The sequence below is a fragment of the Melissospora conviva genome, from assembly GCF_049523535.1.
GTDB lineage: Bacteria > Actinomycetota > Actinomycetes > Mycobacteriales > Micromonosporaceae > Melissospora > Melissospora conviva.
Window position 1 is genome coordinate 50,047 of sequence record NZ_JBLLDT010000004.1, and the last position, 17,648, is coordinate 67,694.

The 17,648-nt window shown below is 73.5% G+C and carries 17 protein-coding genes; 8 read left to right on the forward strand and 9 right to left on the reverse strand.

The features are described from left to right. Nucleotides 1-49: 49 nt before the first annotated feature. On the reverse strand, nucleotides 50-754 hold the full coding sequence (locus ACK8GG_RS11620; protein ID WP_440352338.1) for a hypothetical protein: 705 nt from the start codon (nucleotides 752-754) through the stop codon (nucleotides 50-52). After that, the gene (locus ACK8GG_RS11625) at nucleotides 751-3,288 is read right to left on the reverse strand and encodes an FtsK/SpoIIIE domain-containing protein (RefSeq protein ID WP_440352339.1); all 2,538 of its coding nucleotides are present in this window, start codon (nucleotides 3,286-3,288) and stop codon (nucleotides 751-753) included. Before ACK8GG_RS11625 ends, ACK8GG_RS11620 begins: the two co-directional genes overlap by 4 nt. Nucleotides 3,289-3,600: 312 nt before the next feature. Between ACK8GG_RS11625 and ACK8GG_RS11630 the strand changes: the two genes are divergently transcribed. Further along, complete coding sequence (locus ACK8GG_RS11630; protein ID WP_440349319.1) at nucleotides 3,601-4,023, forward strand: hypothetical protein; 423 nt, start codon at nucleotides 3,601-3,603, stop codon at nucleotides 4,021-4,023. A gap of 31 nt (nucleotides 4,024-4,054) precedes the next feature. Here the strand turns inward: ACK8GG_RS11630 and ACK8GG_RS11635 are convergent, their stop codons facing one another. From ACK8GG_RS11635 to ACK8GG_RS11665, 7 genes are all read right to left on the reverse strand, one after another. Next, the gene (locus tag ACK8GG_RS11635; RefSeq protein WP_440349320.1) at nucleotides 4,055-4,648 is read right to left on the reverse strand and encodes a hypothetical protein; all 594 of its coding nucleotides are present in this window, start codon (nucleotides 4,646-4,648) and stop codon (nucleotides 4,055-4,057) included. 12 nt (nucleotides 4,649-4,660) lie between these two features. After that, the gene (locus tag ACK8GG_RS11640) at nucleotides 4,661-5,812 is read right to left on the reverse strand and encodes a M23 family metallopeptidase (RefSeq protein ID WP_440352341.1); all 1,152 of its coding nucleotides are present in this window, start codon (nucleotides 5,810-5,812) and stop codon (nucleotides 4,661-4,663) included. Further along, entirely contained in the window at nucleotides 5,809-6,360 is a 552-nt protein-coding gene (locus tag ACK8GG_RS11645; RefSeq protein WP_440356284.1) for a hypothetical protein, read from the reverse strand. Before ACK8GG_RS11645 ends, ACK8GG_RS11640 begins: the two co-directional genes overlap by 4 nt. A 3-nt stretch (nucleotides 6,361-6,363) precedes the next feature. Continuing rightward, on the reverse strand, nucleotides 6,364-8,316 hold the full coding sequence (locus ACK8GG_RS11650; RefSeq protein WP_440356285.1) for an MraY family glycosyltransferase: 1,953 nt from the start codon (nucleotides 8,314-8,316) through the stop codon (nucleotides 6,364-6,366). A 1-nt stretch (nucleotide 8,317) separates the two neighbouring features. Next, on the reverse strand, nucleotides 8,318-11,653 hold the full coding sequence (locus tag ACK8GG_RS11655) for an ATP-binding protein (protein ID WP_440349324.1): 3,336 nt from the start codon (nucleotides 11,651-11,653) through the stop codon (nucleotides 8,318-8,320). Nucleotides 11,654-11,804: 151 nt separating this feature from the next. Further along, entirely contained in the window at nucleotides 11,805-12,167 is a 363-nt protein-coding gene (locus ACK8GG_RS11660; RefSeq protein ID WP_440349325.1) for a hypothetical protein, read from the reverse strand. A gap of 11 nt (nucleotides 12,168-12,178) precedes the next feature. After that, complete coding sequence (locus ACK8GG_RS11665) at nucleotides 12,179-12,490, reverse strand: hypothetical protein (protein WP_440349326.1); 312 nt, start codon at nucleotides 12,488-12,490, stop codon at nucleotides 12,179-12,181. 431 nt (nucleotides 12,491-12,921) lie between these two features. Between ACK8GG_RS11665 and folP the strand changes: the two genes are divergently transcribed. From folP to ACK8GG_RS11700, 7 genes are all read left to right on the forward strand, one after another. Further along, nucleotides 12,922-13,779, forward strand: a complete 858-nt coding sequence (gene folP, locus ACK8GG_RS11670; protein WP_440349327.1) for a dihydropteroate synthase — start codon at nucleotides 12,922-12,924, stop codon at nucleotides 13,777-13,779. Continuing rightward, the gene (gene folB / locus ACK8GG_RS11675; protein ID WP_440349328.1) at nucleotides 13,776-14,141 is read left to right on the forward strand and encodes a dihydroneopterin aldolase; all 366 of its coding nucleotides are present in this window, start codon (nucleotides 13,776-13,778) and stop codon (nucleotides 14,139-14,141) included. The genes folP and folB overlap by 4 nt, the downstream gene beginning before the upstream one ends. Beyond that, nucleotides 14,138-14,665: a 2-amino-4-hydroxy-6-hydroxymethyldihydropteridine diphosphokinase gene (folK, locus tag ACK8GG_RS11680; RefSeq protein ID WP_440349329.1), complete on the forward strand. Its 528-nt coding sequence runs from the start codon at nucleotides 14,138-14,140 to the stop codon at nucleotides 14,663-14,665. Before folB ends, folK begins: the two co-directional genes overlap by 4 nt. Next, nucleotides 14,662-15,204 carry a DUF3180 domain-containing protein gene (locus tag ACK8GG_RS11685; protein ID WP_440356286.1) on the forward strand — a complete coding sequence of 181 codons (543 nt, stop codon included), beginning with the start codon at nucleotides 14,662-14,664 and terminating at the stop codon, nucleotides 15,202-15,204. Before folK ends, ACK8GG_RS11685 begins: the two co-directional genes overlap by 4 nt. A gap of 189 nt (nucleotides 15,205-15,393) precedes the next feature. Beyond that, nucleotides 15,394-16,653: an ABC transporter permease gene (locus tag ACK8GG_RS11690; protein WP_440356287.1), complete on the forward strand. Its 1,260-nt coding sequence runs from the start codon at nucleotides 15,394-15,396 to the stop codon at nucleotides 16,651-16,653. 100 nt (nucleotides 16,654-16,753) lie between these two features. After that, nucleotides 16,754-17,071, forward strand: coding sequence for a hypothetical protein (locus tag ACK8GG_RS11695; protein ID WP_440352346.1), 318 nt, complete (start codon nucleotides 16,754-16,756; stop codon nucleotides 17,069-17,071). A gap of 68 nt (nucleotides 17,072-17,139) precedes the next feature. Beyond that, complete coding sequence (locus tag ACK8GG_RS11700; protein ID WP_440349333.1) at nucleotides 17,140-17,631, forward strand: hypothetical protein; 492 nt, start codon at nucleotides 17,140-17,142, stop codon at nucleotides 17,629-17,631. The last annotated feature ends 17 nt before the right edge of the window (nucleotides 17,632-17,648 follow it).

Below are 17,648 nucleotides of genomic sequence, written 5' to 3' on the forward strand. Positions count from 1 at the left end.
CTGATCGCTGATCGCTGATCGCTGATCGGGTGGTGCCGGAGCGCCGGCATCACCCGATCATCAGCGTCACTCCGATGATCGTCGTGCTCAGCAGCGTGCCGGCCAGCGCCAGCGTCAGCCCGAGCGATCCGCCGCGCCGCGCCCGACCCTCCCGGCCGCCGGCGATGCGGTGCGTCGCCACCCCCACCGCCGCGACGAGCGCCGCCGCCAGCGGCAGCCCGGCCAGTAGCGACACCATTGTCCACGCGCCCGCCCCGGTCGACACGTAGAGCAGCACCTGGAGCAGCGGCACCAGCGCCGCGAGCGGCCCGTACAGCAGCAGGCTGCGCAGCGGCAGACGGTCCCCGCCGGCCAGCATTCCATCGGCCGTGTCGGCCAGGACCGCCGCCTCGCGCAGGCACGCCGCGACCGCCTCCGGCCCGGCCGTCATGCGCCGCCCCGCGGCAGTCACCTCCGGCGGAGTGGGAGAGAGCGTCATCGCCGGCACGTCCAACTCCCGCAGATGCGAGTGCTGCGGAGCCAACCGGGCCCGTACCTCGGTCAGCAGTTCCCGCGCCGACTGGGCGGACTGGGCCTGCTCACCGGCGGCGGTGGCGGCACCCCGCCGGACCGCATCGAGCTGACGGGCCGCGTCCAGGTACTCCACCCAGGCCGCTGCCCGCGGGTCGAGCGCCGCGCCCGGCTGGGCACCCGGCTCCGTGGCGGCCGGCTCACCGCCGCGCTGCCCGACGATCTGCACCGTACGCTCGCTCATCCGACCTCATCCGCCGCGTAGGGAACCAGGACCGTGGCCGTGCCCCGGTGCAGATCGTGCAGATACGCCCGGTCCGGGCGCGCCCGCCACTGGACGGGACGGCGGACCAGCGCGGTCAGCTGCAGCTCCGGCACGTCCAGCGTGACCAGCCCGGCGAGCTCCCCGGCCCCGATCGCAGCGCCGAGCCGCAACGCGAGCGGCCGGATCTGGCGCCACCAGCAGAGCAGGTGCACCCCCTTGGCCGGCCCGTCCCGCAGCAACTCGCGCAGCATCTCGGTGGGGATCTCCGGCCCGCCGAGAGCGTCCATCCCGAAAACGACAAGGTACGTCGGGTGGTCCCCGTCGAAGGGGCCGCGCAGCGCGTCCTGCGCCACGATCCGCGCCGGATGGTGCCGCGCCAGCGCGGCGGCGAGCTGCTCGGCGCGGCCGGTGGCGGCGGGGATCAGCGGCAACAACAGGAACCGGGCGCTGCCCGGCTCGTGCTGGGCAGCGACGGTGCGGACCGCCGTCACCAGCAGCTCCACGGCCGGTTCGCCGGCGCCGACCACCGCCAGATGACGCCCGGCCTCGGCCCCGAACTCGAAACTCACCGAGCTGCGGGCCACATCGACCGCCCGGCCCAGGAACGCGCTGGCCGTGGTCCCCCCACCGGCGACCGCCCCCCGGTAGCCGGGGTCGTTGGCCAGCGCCGGCCGGGAGTAGCCGGCGAAGACGCTCGGTGGGCCGAACCCCTCGGCCCGGCCACGCCAGAGCCGCTCCCGCAGCCGGCCCAGTGCCTGCGGGGTGGGATCCGGGAAACGAATGGTGCGCTCGTGCCCGCGGGTGGCGCGGCGTGGACCGCCCAGCCCGCCGGCGGTGTTCACCACGGCGCTGCCCAGCGGCAGCCCGGCCGCGGCGTCGTTGGCGGGTTCCAGCACCATCGCCCCGCCAGGCAGGGCCACCCGGACGGGGAACTGCCCGAGCAGCGGATCACGAGGACCGGCGCCGCCGGCCATCGGACCGTTGCCGGCCAGCACCAGATGGATGCCGTACATCCGGCAGCGCTGCGCGAGCCCGGCGAGCCGTTCGACCGCCACGGCGCTGAGCCGGTCGGCCGGGGCCAGCAGGAGCGGGAAGTTCTCGATCACCACCAGCAGCCGGGGCAGCTCGGAGTGGGCACGCAGCTGCGCGAAACGGGTCACCCCGAACTCCGCGCAGGCGGCAACCCGCCGCTGCAGCTCGGCCTCCAGGTCGTCCAGCACCGCCAGCAGGTACTCCCGGTCGGCCTCCATGCCGGCCGCCCGTACGTGCGGCAGCCAGGAGCGGTCCCCCTCGGTCTGCAGGTACTCGGCAAACGCCTCGCCAGGTCCCAGATCCACCAGCTGGATCGAGAGCTGATCCGGGCCGTAGCGGGCGGCGAGCCCGAAGAGGACGTTCGCCAGGAACGCTGTCTTGCCGGCGCCGGAGCGCCCGCCGACGAGCCAGTGTGGGGTGACATCGCCGAAGCCGAGCACGACCGGCCGCCCGGCGGCGTCGCCGACACAGGTGCTCAACCCGTCCGCCGAGGACTCCCGCCAGAACTGGTCGGGCAGCAACTCGGTCAGGCCGGGCCGGTTGCCGGCGTCGACCAGGTGCGCCAACCGGCGGCAGACCCGTTCGACCAGTGCGTCCGGCGGGGCCGCGTCGACGAAGACCGGGGCGTTCAGGCCGCCGGGCGCGTTGCCGGCGGGTGGTGCGCCGTACCGGGTCGCGGGCGGGTCGCCGACCAGGGCGTACGGGTTGCGGATCTCCACGGTGGTCGTCAGCGGCAGCTCGGGGGCGACCCCGGGCGCCGGCCAGCCGGCCAGCAGCAGGTGCAGGTTGGCGGCGGGGCCACCGCGGGCCAGCTCCGTCAGCCGGGCGAGCTCGGCCTCGCCGGTCCCCTCGGGCAGGCCGGCCAGGGTCAGCAGCAGAGTCCGGTCGTGGCGGGGACGGCGGGGCGCATCAGCCGGTCCCGCCCACTGCTCGGCCTCGGCGAGCATGGCACGCAGGCCCGTCACGTCGGTGGCAGCCGGGGGTAGTACTCCGGCCGCGGCGAGCGGGGCGAAGCCGGCGAAGAGCTCCGGGGCGGCGGGTCCGCACACGGCGCGGACCAGCAGCGTGCCGGGGGGTGCGGCGGCGAGCAGCCGCAGCAGCACGGCCCGTAGCAGCCCGGTGACGCGAGGATCGCCCACGCCGCCGTCGATGTGCAGATGCCCGGTGCCGAGCAGCGGCACCAGCGCGGGAAAGCGGGCGTCGTCCAGGGGCGCGGCCGTGCCGATGCGCACGTACGGCGGCAGCGCGGGCTCCTCCCCGTCGAGCAGGGCGGCGGTCAGGACGTTCCAGTCGGCGCCGGCCCAGCCGGGAGCGAGCAGCTGCGCGGCGGCCCGCAGCCGGGCCGCGAGGTCGCGCTGCCGGTGCCGGTCCGCGGGGGCGGGACGGATGGCGTCGAGGGCGGCCGCCGCGGCGTCGACGGTGGCGGTGGCCTGCCGGTGCAGGGCGGCGACGCGAGCGATTCGAGCCTTCTGACCTGGCACTGTGCCACCTCCTTCGTTGCCGGTGGTGCGCCTCTAGGACGGTATCCCAGCCGGTGCGTGGAATCCGGGACGCGCCGCCGGTGCGGTCACGGTACAGCGACGGTGCTGAAGGGACAGCCGCCAGGCATTGGGTACGGGCCGGTATGCCGATAACCTCGAGAAGTGGAATCTGTGCCGCCTCCCGCCGGTTCCCAGGTCTCCCGGGTTCCGGCGCAACGCGCCCCGCACGACCCCGTCGGCGCGCCCGTGCCGCTGCCGCCACCGGCACCGCGGCCGCGACGGCTCGGCCGGGCTCTCGGCATCGTGGCGGCTGTGGTGGCCCTGTTCTGCCTCGCCGGTTCGATCACCGCGTACGTCCTCTATGACCGCGCCACCGCCCCGGACCGGGGTACGCCCGATGTGGCCGTATACAACTATCTCCGGGCATTTCTGGTCGACGGAAACGACGTTCGGGCGAGCGAGTTCGTCTGCTCCGGGAGTGCCACGGGATTGACCGAGCTGACCAGCTTTCGTGCTGATCTACGGGACCGTGAGCAGCGCTTCGGCACGCCGTTGCAGGTGAGCTGGGGCGCGATGGACGTCCGGCAGGCGGAGGGAAGCGCCCAGGTCGGCGTGGAACTGAAGGTTTCGGCTCACGTGGACGGTGTAACGCAGAGAGGCCGCGAGTCCTGGCAGTTCGAGGTGCGCGACGAGCCCGACGGCTGGCGGGTCTGCCAGGCCCGCCGACTGGGCTGACCGGATCGAAAGCGGCCTCGGTTCGCCCGGGTCACTCCACCCAGAGCAGGTGCACCGGCACCTCCCGGGTGGCAGGCACCTGCCCTCGCCACGCCCAGCGGTACCAGTCGAGCTCGGCGGTGACCCGTACGCAGATGTCGCCCCCGTCGGCGGCGTAGGTCTCGGTGACCGCGCGCAGGTCGCGCCGCTCGGCGCCGTCGGCCATCTGCACCACCCGCCGGCCGCAGAGCGAGTCGGCCTCCACCACGGCGGTGGGGGGCCGGTGCGCCGGGAGGTCCAGCGAGACCAGCTTCTCCGGCGGAACCGAGCCGGTGACCTCCGGTTCGCCGAGGGTCTCCACCCAGATCCGGTCCACCGGCATCAGCGGCGCGAATACCTCGACCTGCTCGGCTTCGGCGCGATACCACTCCTGTTCCGGCAGGACCGGGATGAAGGTGCGACTGTTGCGCACGATCGGCTCGTCGGCCCGCAGATCCGTGCGCCAGCCGAAGCCCGGCAGCCCGGCCACCACCCGTCGGCCGCGCAGGTCGCTTCGGCCGACCGCCGGGACCAGCCGGACCGGACGAGGACGCCGGGGCACCCAGGCGGGCTCACCGGCGAAGGGGTCGGGAAAGGGTTGATTCATCAGCCGGCCGTCTCAGGAGTCCTGGGTCAGCGGCGCGCCCTTGCCGCGCATGAACGGGACGGGGTCGATCGCGCCGGCACTGCTGCGGTCACCGTTGACGTGCACCTCGAAGTGCAGGTGCGGGCCGGAGGAGTTGCCGCTGGTGCCGACCCGGCCGATGACCTGCCCGGCGCGGACCTTCTGCCCGACCCGCACGTACGGCCGCTCCACCAGGTGGCAGTAGCGGGTGACGTAGTTCTGCGCGTGCAGGATGTCGACGAACCAGCCGCACCCCATCTTCTGCGGGGAGCCGTCGACGTCGCAGGTGTAGCGGCCGTACTGATCCGGGTCGCACTGCGCCACCAGGACCCGGCCGGAGGCGGCGGCGTGGATCTCGGCCCCTCTCGGGGCGATGATGTCCACGCCGTGGTGGGTGGGCCGGTCAGCGGTGCGGAAACCGGAGCCGACGTTGTGCGCCAGCGGCGCGGTCCAGCCGGAGGCGGCGATGCGGGTGCCGGCCGCGCCGTTGCAGACCAGGGAGCCGTCAGCCTCGACGATCGCCTGACCGGCGCCGCTGGCCAGGGTGTTGACGATCAACTCGGCCGTCGTCTCGTGCTTGGCGTACGCGTCGGGATAGGCGCTGATCTGCACAGCTTGCGCGGCCTCGGTCAGCGGCAGCGTCTCCCAGCCGGGGATGGTGAGCAGCTTCCGGTAGAACTTCGTCGAGCTGTAGACGGGGTCCTGTAGCTGCGCCGGGGTGCCCCAGCCCTGACTGGGGCGCTGCTGAAAGAGCCCGATGGAGTCGTGGTCGTTGATCTGGCCGAGGTGGCCGAGGTTGACCAGGGTCGACTCCTGCATCGCGGTGGCGACCGCGATCACCCAGCCGCGGGGTGCCACCTCCAGCTCGGCGCCGGTGCGGATGATGATGGCCGCGTTCCGCAGCTGGTTGTCGCCGTAGCCGGGGACGAACGGCATCTGGCCGGAGATGTCCACGATGCCGCCCGCGCCGCAGTTCATCGCCAGCTGGAACCGCCGCTCGTCGCCGGGCAACCCGGAGAGGAGCACCAGGGCCAGGCCGCCGGTGCAGCAGAGCAGCACCGTGGTCAGGGCCGTCGCCGCCGCGACCACCTTCGGGCGCAGTTTCGAGATCAACCGGCGGCGCACCGGCGCCGGGATGGCCGTCACGACCGCTCCCAGTCGATCGCGTCGACCTGCCATCCGCCGTCGACGGAGACGAGCTCCAGCCGCAGCGTGCCGGTGTCCATCGGGATCCGGGCCTCGACGAAGTTCGCCGCCCGGGGTGTGACGACCGGGGCGCCGGTGATCCGGGCGGCCGGCACCGCGGCCGGGTCGGTGGCGACGAGCTTGGTGCTCAGCTCCTCGGTGGAGAGGGGGCGCAGCTTCTCCCGCCACTGGGCGGCAGCGCTGTCATCGGTGTTGACCCAGGCCCCGGCGAACTGCTCGGCGACCTTCGCCGGGGCCGACTGCCCGGGCGAGGTGACCGGTGACGGCGGCGGCCCGGTCGCCAGGGCGCCGTCGTCGTCGTGCGGCTGCGGCTCCCGGGTGATGATCGGGCCGGCGGGGGTGCCCAACGGGGCGCTGCGCCCGCCGTCGCTCTCGGCGACCAGCCGGGCGGCGCCGACCACCCCGAGGACCAGCAGCGCGATCACCAGCGCCAGACCCAGCCGGGAGCGGAGCATCCGGGTGAGGAGTTGCTCGATCGCCCGTCGCATGGTTCACCGCGCCTCGGAGCGGATGCGGGGGGTGCGCGGCTGCGGGGCGGTCTTCGCCGAGTCCGGCCGGTAGACCGCGTAGTCGGGTTTGGACCGCGGCACGTCCGGCTCCGACCAGGTCGTCTCCCCCCGTCGCGGGCCGGTCGCCGCCGGGCGCGACGCGCCGGGCTCGCCGCCGCTTGCGCCACCGCGACCACCAACGGGCCCACCGCCGGTCTCCGGCCGGGTGCGCGCGGCGTGGGACGGATCCTCGTGCCGCGCCTCGGGCCGCAGCCGCGACGGCTCGGCGACCGGTCCGCGCCGGCGTCCCATCGTCGGTTCGGCGGTGCCGCCGGGCTGGGTCACGTCGATCCGGGCCGCGACCCGCATGTCCCGGAAGAACCGGCGGTGCCAGGAGCCGGCCGAGCTGACCGCCTCGCTGCTGTCCTTGCCGCCGAGCTGCGTGATCCGCCGGTACGGCCGCAGCAGCAGCCAGCCGACGACGCCGCAGAGCCAGACCAGCACCACCTGCAGCCAGCCCGGCAGGGTCGGGGTGTTCATCACCAGGTCCACCGCGAAGAGATAGATCGCCGCCCCGGTGCCGAAGATGGCGATGTTGAAGATCGCCGCGACGACCGCGTTGGCGAGCCGGCGGATACCGGCGCTGGCCGGCCGGAGCAGGCCGACGGTGCCGAGGATCGGCGCGGCGACAACCGCCCAGCGGAAGATCAGGAAACCGAGCAGGACCAGCAGCGACGCGGTCAGGTCGAACATCGCGAAGAGCAGCGCGGCGAGGACCGCGATGAAGCCGGAACCCACCCGGTCCATGTCCCGCACACCCTGCAGATACTCGTACGCCTCGGGGTCCTCGGTCTTGATCTGCTGGGCGACCTTGGCCCATTGCTGCTGCTTGGCCTTGATGGCAGCGTCCCGGGTGGACGGGTTGGCGCGCAGCATCTCCTGTTCGTCCCAGGAGAAGGAGCGGGCGTCATAGAGGGCCCGGCCGTACTTGCGGGCGGTCTCGCTGTCGGCGGAGCCGAGCACGCCGCGCAGCCAGTTGCGGTAGAGCATCGTCTCGGTGGCGGTGTCACCGGCACGCACCGCGGGTGGGCGCTTGTCGACGCAGGCGTTCGGGTCGGGCAGAACGCACTGGCCCGGAGGGATGTTCTGGCTGGTCGGGCCGACGGCGTCGTGCACCACCCCGAGGGTGGAGATCAGGGTCTGGTCGGCGAGGTTGGCGGACTTCACCGGCCACGCCGCGATCGCCGTCACCGCCACCATGATCAGCAGGGCCCAGCCGGCGGTGGTCATCGCGCTGCTCATCTCGGACTGGCGGGAGCGCCAGAGCAGATAGAGCCCGACAACGCAGAGGGTGATCACCCCGAAGACGCTGAACACCTTGTCGTAGACCGCGCGGGTCGCCTTCTCGACGAGCGGATCCGCCCAGGCCCACATGGTCCCCGGATCCCAGGCCCGTTCCCGCAGCGCGTTCGACGCGCCGATGATCGCCGTGGCGAACATGAACTCGCCGTTGGCGATCATGGTGCTGACCTGGTAGTCCGGGTGCACCACGGAGGTGGCGCAGCCGGCGTCGACGTCATAGGTGTTGTAGCTGTATCCGGCGTAGCCGTACTCGCTGTAGAGGCCGCCGGGACCGGGTTCACGGGAGGAGTCCGGGCGGCCGGCGAACCAGCCCGCCAGACCGGAGTCGGGGCTGCCGGGCGTCGGCGCGTTCCGGCAGGTGACCTGGTCCTCGGTGACGTCCTGGAGCCGGTCGACACAGTCCCGGAAGTTCGCCTGCCACTCCTTGGTGCTGCAGAGGTCGGCGCGGGCGGCCGCCAGCGGCGCGCCGCCGGTCACCGAGGTGACCGGCGCCGCCTGGGCCGACGAGCCGGTGAAGGGCCAGGAGACAGTGGCCATCGCGAGCAGCGCCAGCGCGAGCAGGAACGATGCGGCGCGGACACCCGGGCGGGACATCTCAGTCCTCCAGGTCCGACAGGAGCTGCGGCAGGGCCGAGGTGATGGCCTTCGCCGACGCCGGGGTGGTGTCGAGGTGGTCCAGCAGCCCCTCGACGTACGAGACGTCGACCCGGACCTTCTGCACGCGCCCGTCCACGTCGCGCATCACGAACTCCCGGAAGCCGAGCCGGGAGGAGGAGGAGCTGTCGGCGGCGGAGAGCGAGGCGAGGGTCGCCTCGTAACCGTCGTCGACGGGCACCCGCAGCAGCCGTAGCGCCTCCGAGGCGATCTCGGCGTCCTCGGCGATGCGCCCGACGAAGACCGTGGAGACCAGGTTCTGCACGTCGAGGCCGAGGATGTCGCGCGGGTTCTGCGAGGCGACGAGCGCCGCGAGGTTCCACTTGCGGGAGTCGCGGGCCAGCCGTACCAGGAATGAACGCCCGGAGCGCCACCCCTCCATGAAGTGCGCCTCGTCGAGGCCGACCAACTTGCGCGTCGCCATCGGCGCGCCGTAGCAGCGGCGTACCGCCAGCCGGTGGGCGGTGTGCAGCATCGGCAGTGCCAGCGACTCCTCCGCCGACCAGTACTCCCGCTCGATCTTGAGGTCGGGCAGCCGCAGCCCGGCCATCGTGATGACCGTCAGCGCCGCGTCGGCGCCGAGCAGCCCCTCCGGCGGCCGGCCGAAGAAGAGCAGCGCCAGCGGCATCTCGGCGGTGTCCAGCAGCAGGTTCGCCAGCTCCCGGCCCGCGTCGTCGTCCATCTTGGCCAGGCAGGCGACGACATCATCCAGGGTGGAGGTCTCCTCCGCCGGGACCTGGCGCACCGCGTGCCGCAGCAGCGTCGCCGTCGAGGCCTCCCGTGCCACCTGTGGCGGGACCAGCATCATGCAGATGTCCTGCACGAGCATCCGCCGCTCGGCTCGGGCGTTGGAGACGGCGATGCCGTACTCGCGGTCGCCGGCCGGGCCGGCGGGGAATTCGCCCCGCGACGGGGTCGGGATCAGCGAGTACGGCGCGAGCGTGCCCTGCTCGGAGCCGGTCAGATTGAGCACCCGCGCGTACGGCCGCAGCTCCGGCATGGCCGCCAGCCGCGCCAGCGGACCGGACGGGTCCAGCAGGGTGACCTGTACGCCCCGGCGGGCCGCCAGGTAGCCCAGCGCGCCGAGGAGGGTGGACTTGCCGCCGCCGGGCTCGGCGACGAAGACCGCCAGCCCGGAGCGTTCGCGTACCTCCATCGGGAAGTGCAGGTCCAGGAAGACCGGCCGTCGGCAGGTGCCGGCCGTACGCCCGATCAGGTCGCCGCGGCGGTCCCCGACGGTCGAGGCGGCCTGGGGCAGCGCGGCGGCGAGCAGGTTGACCGGCATCCGCCGCAGGTAGCCGGTGTTGGCGATCGGCTCGCCGGGGATGAACTCGCGGGCCAGCCAGTCCTGGTTCTTGGGGTGCTGCAGCGAGATCCGCAGTTCGCGGCTGTAGAGCTGGATGAGGCGCCGGGACCGCTCCAGGCACTCCTCCCGGGTGCTCCCGCCGACGGCGATGCGGTGCCAGCCGTGCGCGCGGGCCGACTCCACCGGCAGTCCGGTTGTCATCTCGTCACCGATCACCAGTGCCCGCTGGGCCAGCCGGTCCAGCTCGGGTGGCGCGTCGATGCCGTGCTCTGCGTAGTCGAGCTGCTGTGAGCGGATCATCCGCAGCCGGTGTTCGAGATTGCGGAACGAGTCGCTCGGGCCGAGGATGTCGATCCGGCTGGAGAGCTCCATCGGCCAGGGCAGCCGTTCGTGGAAGTGCAGCCACGGCTCGTGCCGTTCCGGGATCTCCAGCGGCTCCATCCGTCCGACGGTCAGGACCGCGACGTGCTGCTCCTCGCCGCTCATCCGGTCGACGAGTTTGACGGTCGAGCCGTACGGGGTGCGGTAACGCTCGATCTGCTCGGTGAGGGCGAGCAGGTCGCCGGTCTCCCATTTGCCGTCGGCGACGGGGGAGAGCCGGCCGGGCGGGGACATGCAGAGCGCCACCGACCGGAAGAGCAGCCACTCCATCTCCTGGGCGGTGGCGCGGCGTCCACGCATCCCGAAGGAGGCCAGCACCTCGTCGAACTGTTCGACGGTACGGCCGAGCTTGCGCCGTTCTCCCTCGGCCACTCCGCGTCCGAAGGTGCGCAGGATCCGTTCGCTGAAGGTGTCGCCGAGGGAGCGCCGGGCGAAGGTGACCCCGAGGTACGTCTGCCCTTCGGCGTGGTTGACCGAGAGCAGGTGCCGCTGGGCGGCGACGAGGTGGTCGCCCCAGTCCGGGCTGCCCGGCACCGGGGGCAGCGGGGTGGCGGTGTGCGCGTCCATCGTGCGCGCCCACTCGTCGGCCGGGAAGGGGCGGGTGGTGCGGCGCAGGTGCAGCCGGAACCCGGCGAGGCCGGCGTACTGCTCGGAGATGGCGGCGAGCAGCGCCTCCCGTTCGGCGTCGGGGCGGAAGGCCCACCGCACCTCGGGCAGCCAGTACCAGGCGGTGACGGTGTTCGCGGTGAAGGTCAGGTGCCCGGCGATCTCGGTGATGGCCAGCTCGACCATCGGATCGCGGTCGCCGAACTTGAACTTCGGTGCCCGCACGGCCTGCCTCGGTTTGCGGGCCGCGCGGTCCGGGCGGCGCCGTTCGGCCGGGGCCGGGGCGGGGGCCGGCGCGGCCCGGTCGGTGCTCCGGTCGCGGTCGCCTGCGGGCGGCGCGGCGGCCGGCTGCGGCGGCTCAGGGTCGGTGACACCGGGCGGGTCGGCGGGGTGCCGGACGGAGGGGATGCGGCCGCGGACACGCCGGGGCGCGGGGTCGGCGGCGATCGCGGCGGGCGTTGCCGTGGCCGGCATCGGGATCGGGGTCCGCGGAAGTGGCGCGGGGGCGGGCTCTTCCAGCGGCTCGCCGACCACCGCCGGTACCACCAGCGGCGCCGAGGCAGCGGCGGTTTCCCGGCCGGGGGTCGGCGGCACCGCGTACGCGGAGCCGGGGGTCGCGTCGACTGCCGGGCTGGGCGCGGCCGGGGCTGTGGTCGTCGGTGCCGGGGCGCTCGGCACGGGCACGGCGCCGGCGGGGAGGGCGACCTGGGCAGGGCGGCCACCGACGGCTCCGCCGAAGAGATCGAGGAACGGGGAGTCGATGTCGTCGTTGCCGGCCGGTGCCGCCGGGGCCCGCGGTGGTGCCACGGTCGGCACCGGACGGCCGCGCAGCGTCTGAGGTGCCTGGAAGACCGCGACGCGGCCGAATCCCGGACCGCGGACCTGCTCCTGCGCCGCGTCGTAGTCGGGCGACTGCTCACCGTCACCATTGGTGCCGGACGGTTGCCGTCCCGGGCGTGCGCCCGGCGGAGGTGGGGGCATCATGCCGGCGTCCGCCGACCCGGGGTGGGGGATGCCGCGGGGTTGCGCCACATGCTCGACCTACGCCTCGCTTCCACTGGGTGCGCCAAGGTGCTGCCGGCCGGTGTCCGGCGGGGGAAGTCGGGGCATGTCGCCGCGCTCCTCGTCCGATGGTTCATGCCAACTCCTCCCGGATGCGGATCCGGCTCGCCGTCAGACGTGGGTCGCGCTGCTCGACCGCCGGTTCCCGGGTACGCCGCCAGTCGGTCAGCGCCGTGCGGATGACCATCCGCGCCGGCCGGTCCGGGTCGACGTGGCGGAAGATGAACGAGGTGGTCACGATCGCCAGGGCGATCTCCCAGGCCGGGAAGAGTTCGACGTTGAACGTGAGAAGCCAGTGGATGAACATGTAGAGCGGGACGAGCAGGATGAACAGGCCGTACTGCGCGTAGGGCAGGTGCACGGGCAGCGTGTAGCCGGGCGGCCCGAGATAGACCAGGCGGGCCCGGTAGATGTCGTCGTCGGTGCGCAGCCGCATGGTCGCCGGACCTATTCGAAGATCAGGTTGATCAGGTAGTCACCCACGAAGAAGAGGGTGGCGGCGCCGGCGATGAAGGCGAGCCCCACGATGGCGATCGCGGAGCTGGTGAGCACCTTGGAGATCTCGCCGCGGCTGGCCCGGCCGATGAAGATGACGCCGAGCACGGCGAGCAGGATCGGGGCGATCTTGCTCGCGAAGAACGTGACGATCCCGGAGGTGTCGATGCCCTTCGGGTCGGCGGCCAGGGGCGTGCCGGCGAAGGTGTCGAGGTGCAGCGCGCCGCTCGCCAACACCGTTTCCAGCAGTTGTGTGGCGATCATTGGACTACCTCCCCTAGCCGCGGCGGGGGCCGCGGCACTGCAGTTGGAAAACCGGGCGGAAAAGTTCGGCGAGCAGGTCGCCATTGACGCTGCGTCGGACGATCATCACTGGTGGTGATGAAATCTGGGCGCTTTGTCCCGCTTCGGTCATCCCTTTCCGCCTTGCCGTCTCAGTGCTGGGCAGTTCCAAAGCGTACGGCGCGGTCCTGTCTGTAACAAGCGGTGCCGTCTGGGCGATCAAACGATGGACATGCCCGTCCGTGACGGCCTGTCCGATCGTACACCTGTGCTAATCGTTGCGCCGGGGGCGGCCGGCGGCCCGGCGGCGCGTCCGGGTGGCGGCCGGCCGGGGGCGCGGTCGCGTGCCCGGCGGCCGGACCGGCCGCCACCACCTGGAGAGCGGCCGGTGCCGGGCTCGGTACCGTCATGCGGTGACTGATCTGGTGCGGGCGGACTTCCCCGTCGTGATGGGCGTCCTCAACGTCACGCCCGACTCCTTCTCCGACGGCGGCCGGTACACCGACCTGGACCAGGCGGTGGCGCACGGCATCCGGCTGCACACCGACGGCGCGCACCTGATCGACGTCGGCGGCGAGTCGACCCGGCCCGGCGCCGAGCGCGTCGACGCCGCCACCGAGATCGCCCGGGTGCTGCCCGTCATCCGCGCCCTCGCCGCCGCCGGCGTGCCGATGAGCATCGACACCACCCGCGCCGCCGTCGCCGAGACCGCCCTCGCCGCCGGCGCCACGATCGTCAACGACGTCTCCGGCGGGCTCGCCGACCCCGACATGAGCCGGGTGGTCCGCGACGCCGGCTGCCCCTGGGTGCTCATGCACTGGCGCGGCCACTCCCGGCGGATGACGGAGCTGGCCGTCTACGACGACGTTGTCGCCGATGTCCGCGCCGAACTGCGCCAACGTGTCGACGCCGCCCTCGCCGCGGGAGTCGCCGCCGACCGGCTGATCATCGACCCCGGGCTCGGCTTCGCCAAGAACGCCGACCACAACTGGCAGCTCAGCACCCGCCTGCCCGAGCTGCTCGACCTCGGCCTGCCGCTGCTCTTCGCCGCCAGTCGCAAGAACTACCTCGGCCGGCTGCTCGCCGCCGGGGGCGGCACGCCCAGGCCGCCGGCCGAACGCGACGTCGCCACCGCCGCCACCAGCCTGCTCGCCGTGGCCGCCGGCGCCTGGGGCGTCCGCGTGCACGACGTCCGCGGCACCGTCGACGCCCTGGCAGTCTGGGCCGCCACCGGCCGGCCCCGGCTGCGCAGCAGAGAGGAATCGGCATGACCGACCGCATCACCCTGACCGGCCTGCGGGCCCGCGGCCACCATGGCGTGTACGACTTCGAGCGCCGCGACGGGCAGGACTTCGTCGTCGACGTCGTACTCGAACTCGACCTCGGTCCGGCGTCGCGCTCCGACGACGTCGCCGACACCGTGCACTACGGCGAACTCGCCGACGCGCTGGTCGCCATCATCACGGGCGACCCGGTCGACCTGATCGAGACCCTCGCCGACCGGCTGCTCACCGCCTGCCTGGCCGACGCCCGGGTCGGGCGGGCAACGGTCACCGTGCACAAGCCGCAGGCTCCGATCGCGCACGAGTTCGCGAATGTGTCGGTGACCATGACGAGAGGGCGGACGGCATGAGTCAGGCGATCCTGGCGCTCGGCAGCAACCTCGGCGACCGCATCGCCACGCTGCGCGCCGCCGTCGCGGGCCTCGGCGACGAGCTGCTGCTCGCCTCCGGCGTCTACGAGACCCCGCCGTGGGGCGATGCCGACCAGCCCGCGTACCTCAACGCGGTCGTCCTGGTCCGCCGCGCCGGCGCCGACGCCCGGTACTGGCTGGAGCGGGTCCGCGAGCTGGAGGCGGCCGGCGGCCGGGTCCGCGACCCGCAGCGCCGTTTCGGTCCCCGTACGCTCGACGTCGACGTCATCGCCGTCTGGGACGACGCCGGGGAACCGGTGCTGCGCGACGACCCCGAGCTGACCCTGCCGCATCCGCGGGCCCACCAGCGCGCCTTCGTGCTCCGCCCGTGGATCGACATCCAGCCCTACGGCCGGCTGCCCGGGCACGGCTGGCTGACCGACCTGCTCAACGCCGAGCCGGTCGCGGGTGACGCGCTCGGTCTGAGCCCTCGTCCGGAACTGCCGTTAGAGTCGGAGTCATGAGTCAGCCGCAGGCGCGCCCGCCCGGATCGGATCCCGCCCGGATGGGACCGACCCGTCCGGCGACGCTCGCGGTGGCAGCGCTGGCAGCCGCGGCGCTGATCTGGCTGCTGGTGACCGCCGCGTACTCCTACCTGCCGCCGCTGCCCTGGCTGCCGGTGGTGACCCTGGCCGGGCTGGCTGTGATCGAGGGCTACCTGGCGTACAGCACCCGGGCCCGCATCGCCGGCAGGCCCGGCCACGAACCGGTGAATCCGCTGCTGGTGGCGCGCTTCGTGGTGCTGGCCAAGTCCTCCGCGCTGGCCGGCGCGATCTTCGCGGGCGGCTACGCGGCGCTGAGCGGCTGGCTCTTCCTCAAGCCGACCCGGGCCGCCGCCGAGGATCTGCCCGTCGCGGTGGCGGGTCTGCTCGCCGCCGCCGCGCTGATGCTTGCCGCCCTCTGGCTGGAGCGCTCGTGCCGGGTGCCGCAGCAGCCCGATGACGAGCGGGGCCGCGACGACCGTGAGCGTCCCGAGCGGGCCGGCGGCGAACGCGCCGGCTGAGCCTGACAGTCATCAATCCGCCATCTCGGGGTGACGGGGTGTCCACCCGGGAGTAGCGTGCCACCGACCGGGACACATTCATGGTGATCTTCGGATCGGATGGGTGGGACCGGCCGTTCGACCGGGTCGGGCGGCGCCGTGCCAGGCGGCCCGCGTCCCGGTCACCGGACCGGTGTGGAGGCGTGGCGCATGTACGAACAACCGGCCTACGGGCAGTACCCGGCCGAGCCGGAGGAGACCGCGCGACCGCAGGCCCCGGCCGAGCCGGTACGTCGGCCCGCCTCCACCGGCGTTTCCGCCGCCGTCGCCCAGTCCGAGCCGGAGCCGGAGCCGGGCCGGGACCGGCTGCTGGTGCACCTGGGCTGGGAGGCGCTGCTGCTGGTCGCGGTCGTGCTGCTCGCCGTATACCTGCACCGCGACCGGCCGGAACTGTTCCGTGGTGCCGGGCTCGACACGTTGCTCGTCGCCGTCGTGGCGATCGGGCTGCTCGGGCTGGCCGCCGGGCTGAGCCTGCGCACCGCCGCCCCGAACCTGGCGATCGGGCCGGTGACGGTGGCGTCGGCGCTGCACTTCGCCGAGGAGGGTGACCAGGGGGTGGTGGCCGCGACGGCGCCGGTGCTGGTCGCCGCGGCCGTCGGCGGGCTCCTCCTCGGGTTGGTCGTTGTCGTCCTGCACGTGCCCGGCTGGGCCGCCGGGCTGGCCGCGGCCGGCGCGGTGGTGGTCCTCGTCCAGCAGCGCCCGGCCGCCGTTGCCGCGGGCGGATTCGAACCGACGGAGAAGGCCCTGCCGCTCTTCGCCGGGTTCGCCGCCGTCGCGTTGCTCGGCGGGCTCTTCGGAGCGGTCGGTGCGCTGCGGCGCGTGCTGGGCCGGTACCGCCCCGTCGGCGATCCGGCGCTGCGTCGCGGCACCGCCGCGGCGGTGCTGACGGTGCTGGCCCTGTCCGCCTCCACCGTCCTGGCGGCGGCGGCCGGCACACTGATCGCCGCCACCGCCACCACCACGGTGGCGCCTGCCCCGGGCTTCGACTGGACGATCCTCGGCTTCGGTGTGGCGATGCTCGGCGGCGCCAGCGCCTTCGGCCGCCGAGGTGGCATCGCCGGCACCTTTCTGGCCGCCGTGCTGGTGACGCTCGTCCTCGGCCTCGCGCTGCTGCCGGATGCCTCCACCGGCCGGTACGCCGTCGGCGCGGCCGCGCTCGGCCTCGGCCTGATCGTCACCCGTCTGGTGGAATGGCGGGGCCGGCCGCGCTCGACGGTCGCCGCTGTCCGGCCCACGACCGTCGACGAGACCGACTGGGGTTCGCTCCGGGGGACCACAAACCCGTCCTGGTATCCGCTGTTGCCGGAGCGGGCCGTGGAGTCGGAGCCGGCGCCCCGGGAGACGACCCGCTGGGAGCAGGAACAGAACTGGTGGGAGCAGGCCCCGCGCTGGGGTGGCCCCAGCCGCTGAGCGCCCTGCCGGGCGGCGCCACCGGAGCCGGCCGTGGTGTCCCCGCGCGCCCCGGCGTCCGTCGCGGGCGCGGGGCGGTTCGCGGCGCTAGGCTCGGACCATGACCGAATCACCGTCTTCGCGTGTCGGCCCCCAGCCCTTCGCCGAACTGGATGCCCTCTCCACGGAGGAACTGCGGGAACGGGCCTTCGAGCTGGCCCGGGACCGGCGCGACGCCGGCTTCTTCTGGGACGTCATCCAGCATCTGCCGAACGCGGACGAGGCCGCTTCCCTGGACGGCGCCCCGAACGCCATCGGCAACGAGGTCGACGAGGCGGTGGCGCTCTGGCGCCAGTTCACCGGCCACGGGTACGAGGAATCGGAGCCGCTGCTGCGGGCCGCCTTCATCGACTATCTGATGCGGCACTCCGGGCGCTGACCGGTCGGCCACCGAGGCCGTGACGGTCGGATGTTTGCCGCCATGTTTGCATTGGGAAATTCGCATTCATGGCTCTCACCAACCGTTACAAGAGTGCACCGGGCGCGGGGACCCTCGCGGCCCTCGTGCTCGTCCTGGTCTTCGGCAGCCCCTGGTATGTCGACTGGGCCCAGGAGAACACCGACAGCGACACGGCGGGCGGCTGGTTCCTGCGGCTCCTCGCCTGGCCCGCGTGGCGGTTCGATTCGAACGACTCCATTCAGGACGTCTTCGCCACGGACCTGCGGGCCATTCTGGTGGTCGCGTTGACCGCCCTCTTCCTCTTCCTGCTCCCCGGTTCACAGCTCGCGCGTGCCCGGGGCACCCTCAGTCAGTTCTTCGCCGGCTGGGCGTCGTACGTCTTCGCCGGTGCCTTCGCCGCGCTGCTCACCGCGTTGATCCACTCCAACCCGTCGCTGCTGGGCGCTTTCCAGGCGGCCGGCTCCGGCGCGACGTACGGCTTCTTCGTGGGCTGGATCATCGGCATCGCCACCCTCGGCGGCTGGCGCGGCCGGCGCTGACGCCAACGCTCCCGCGG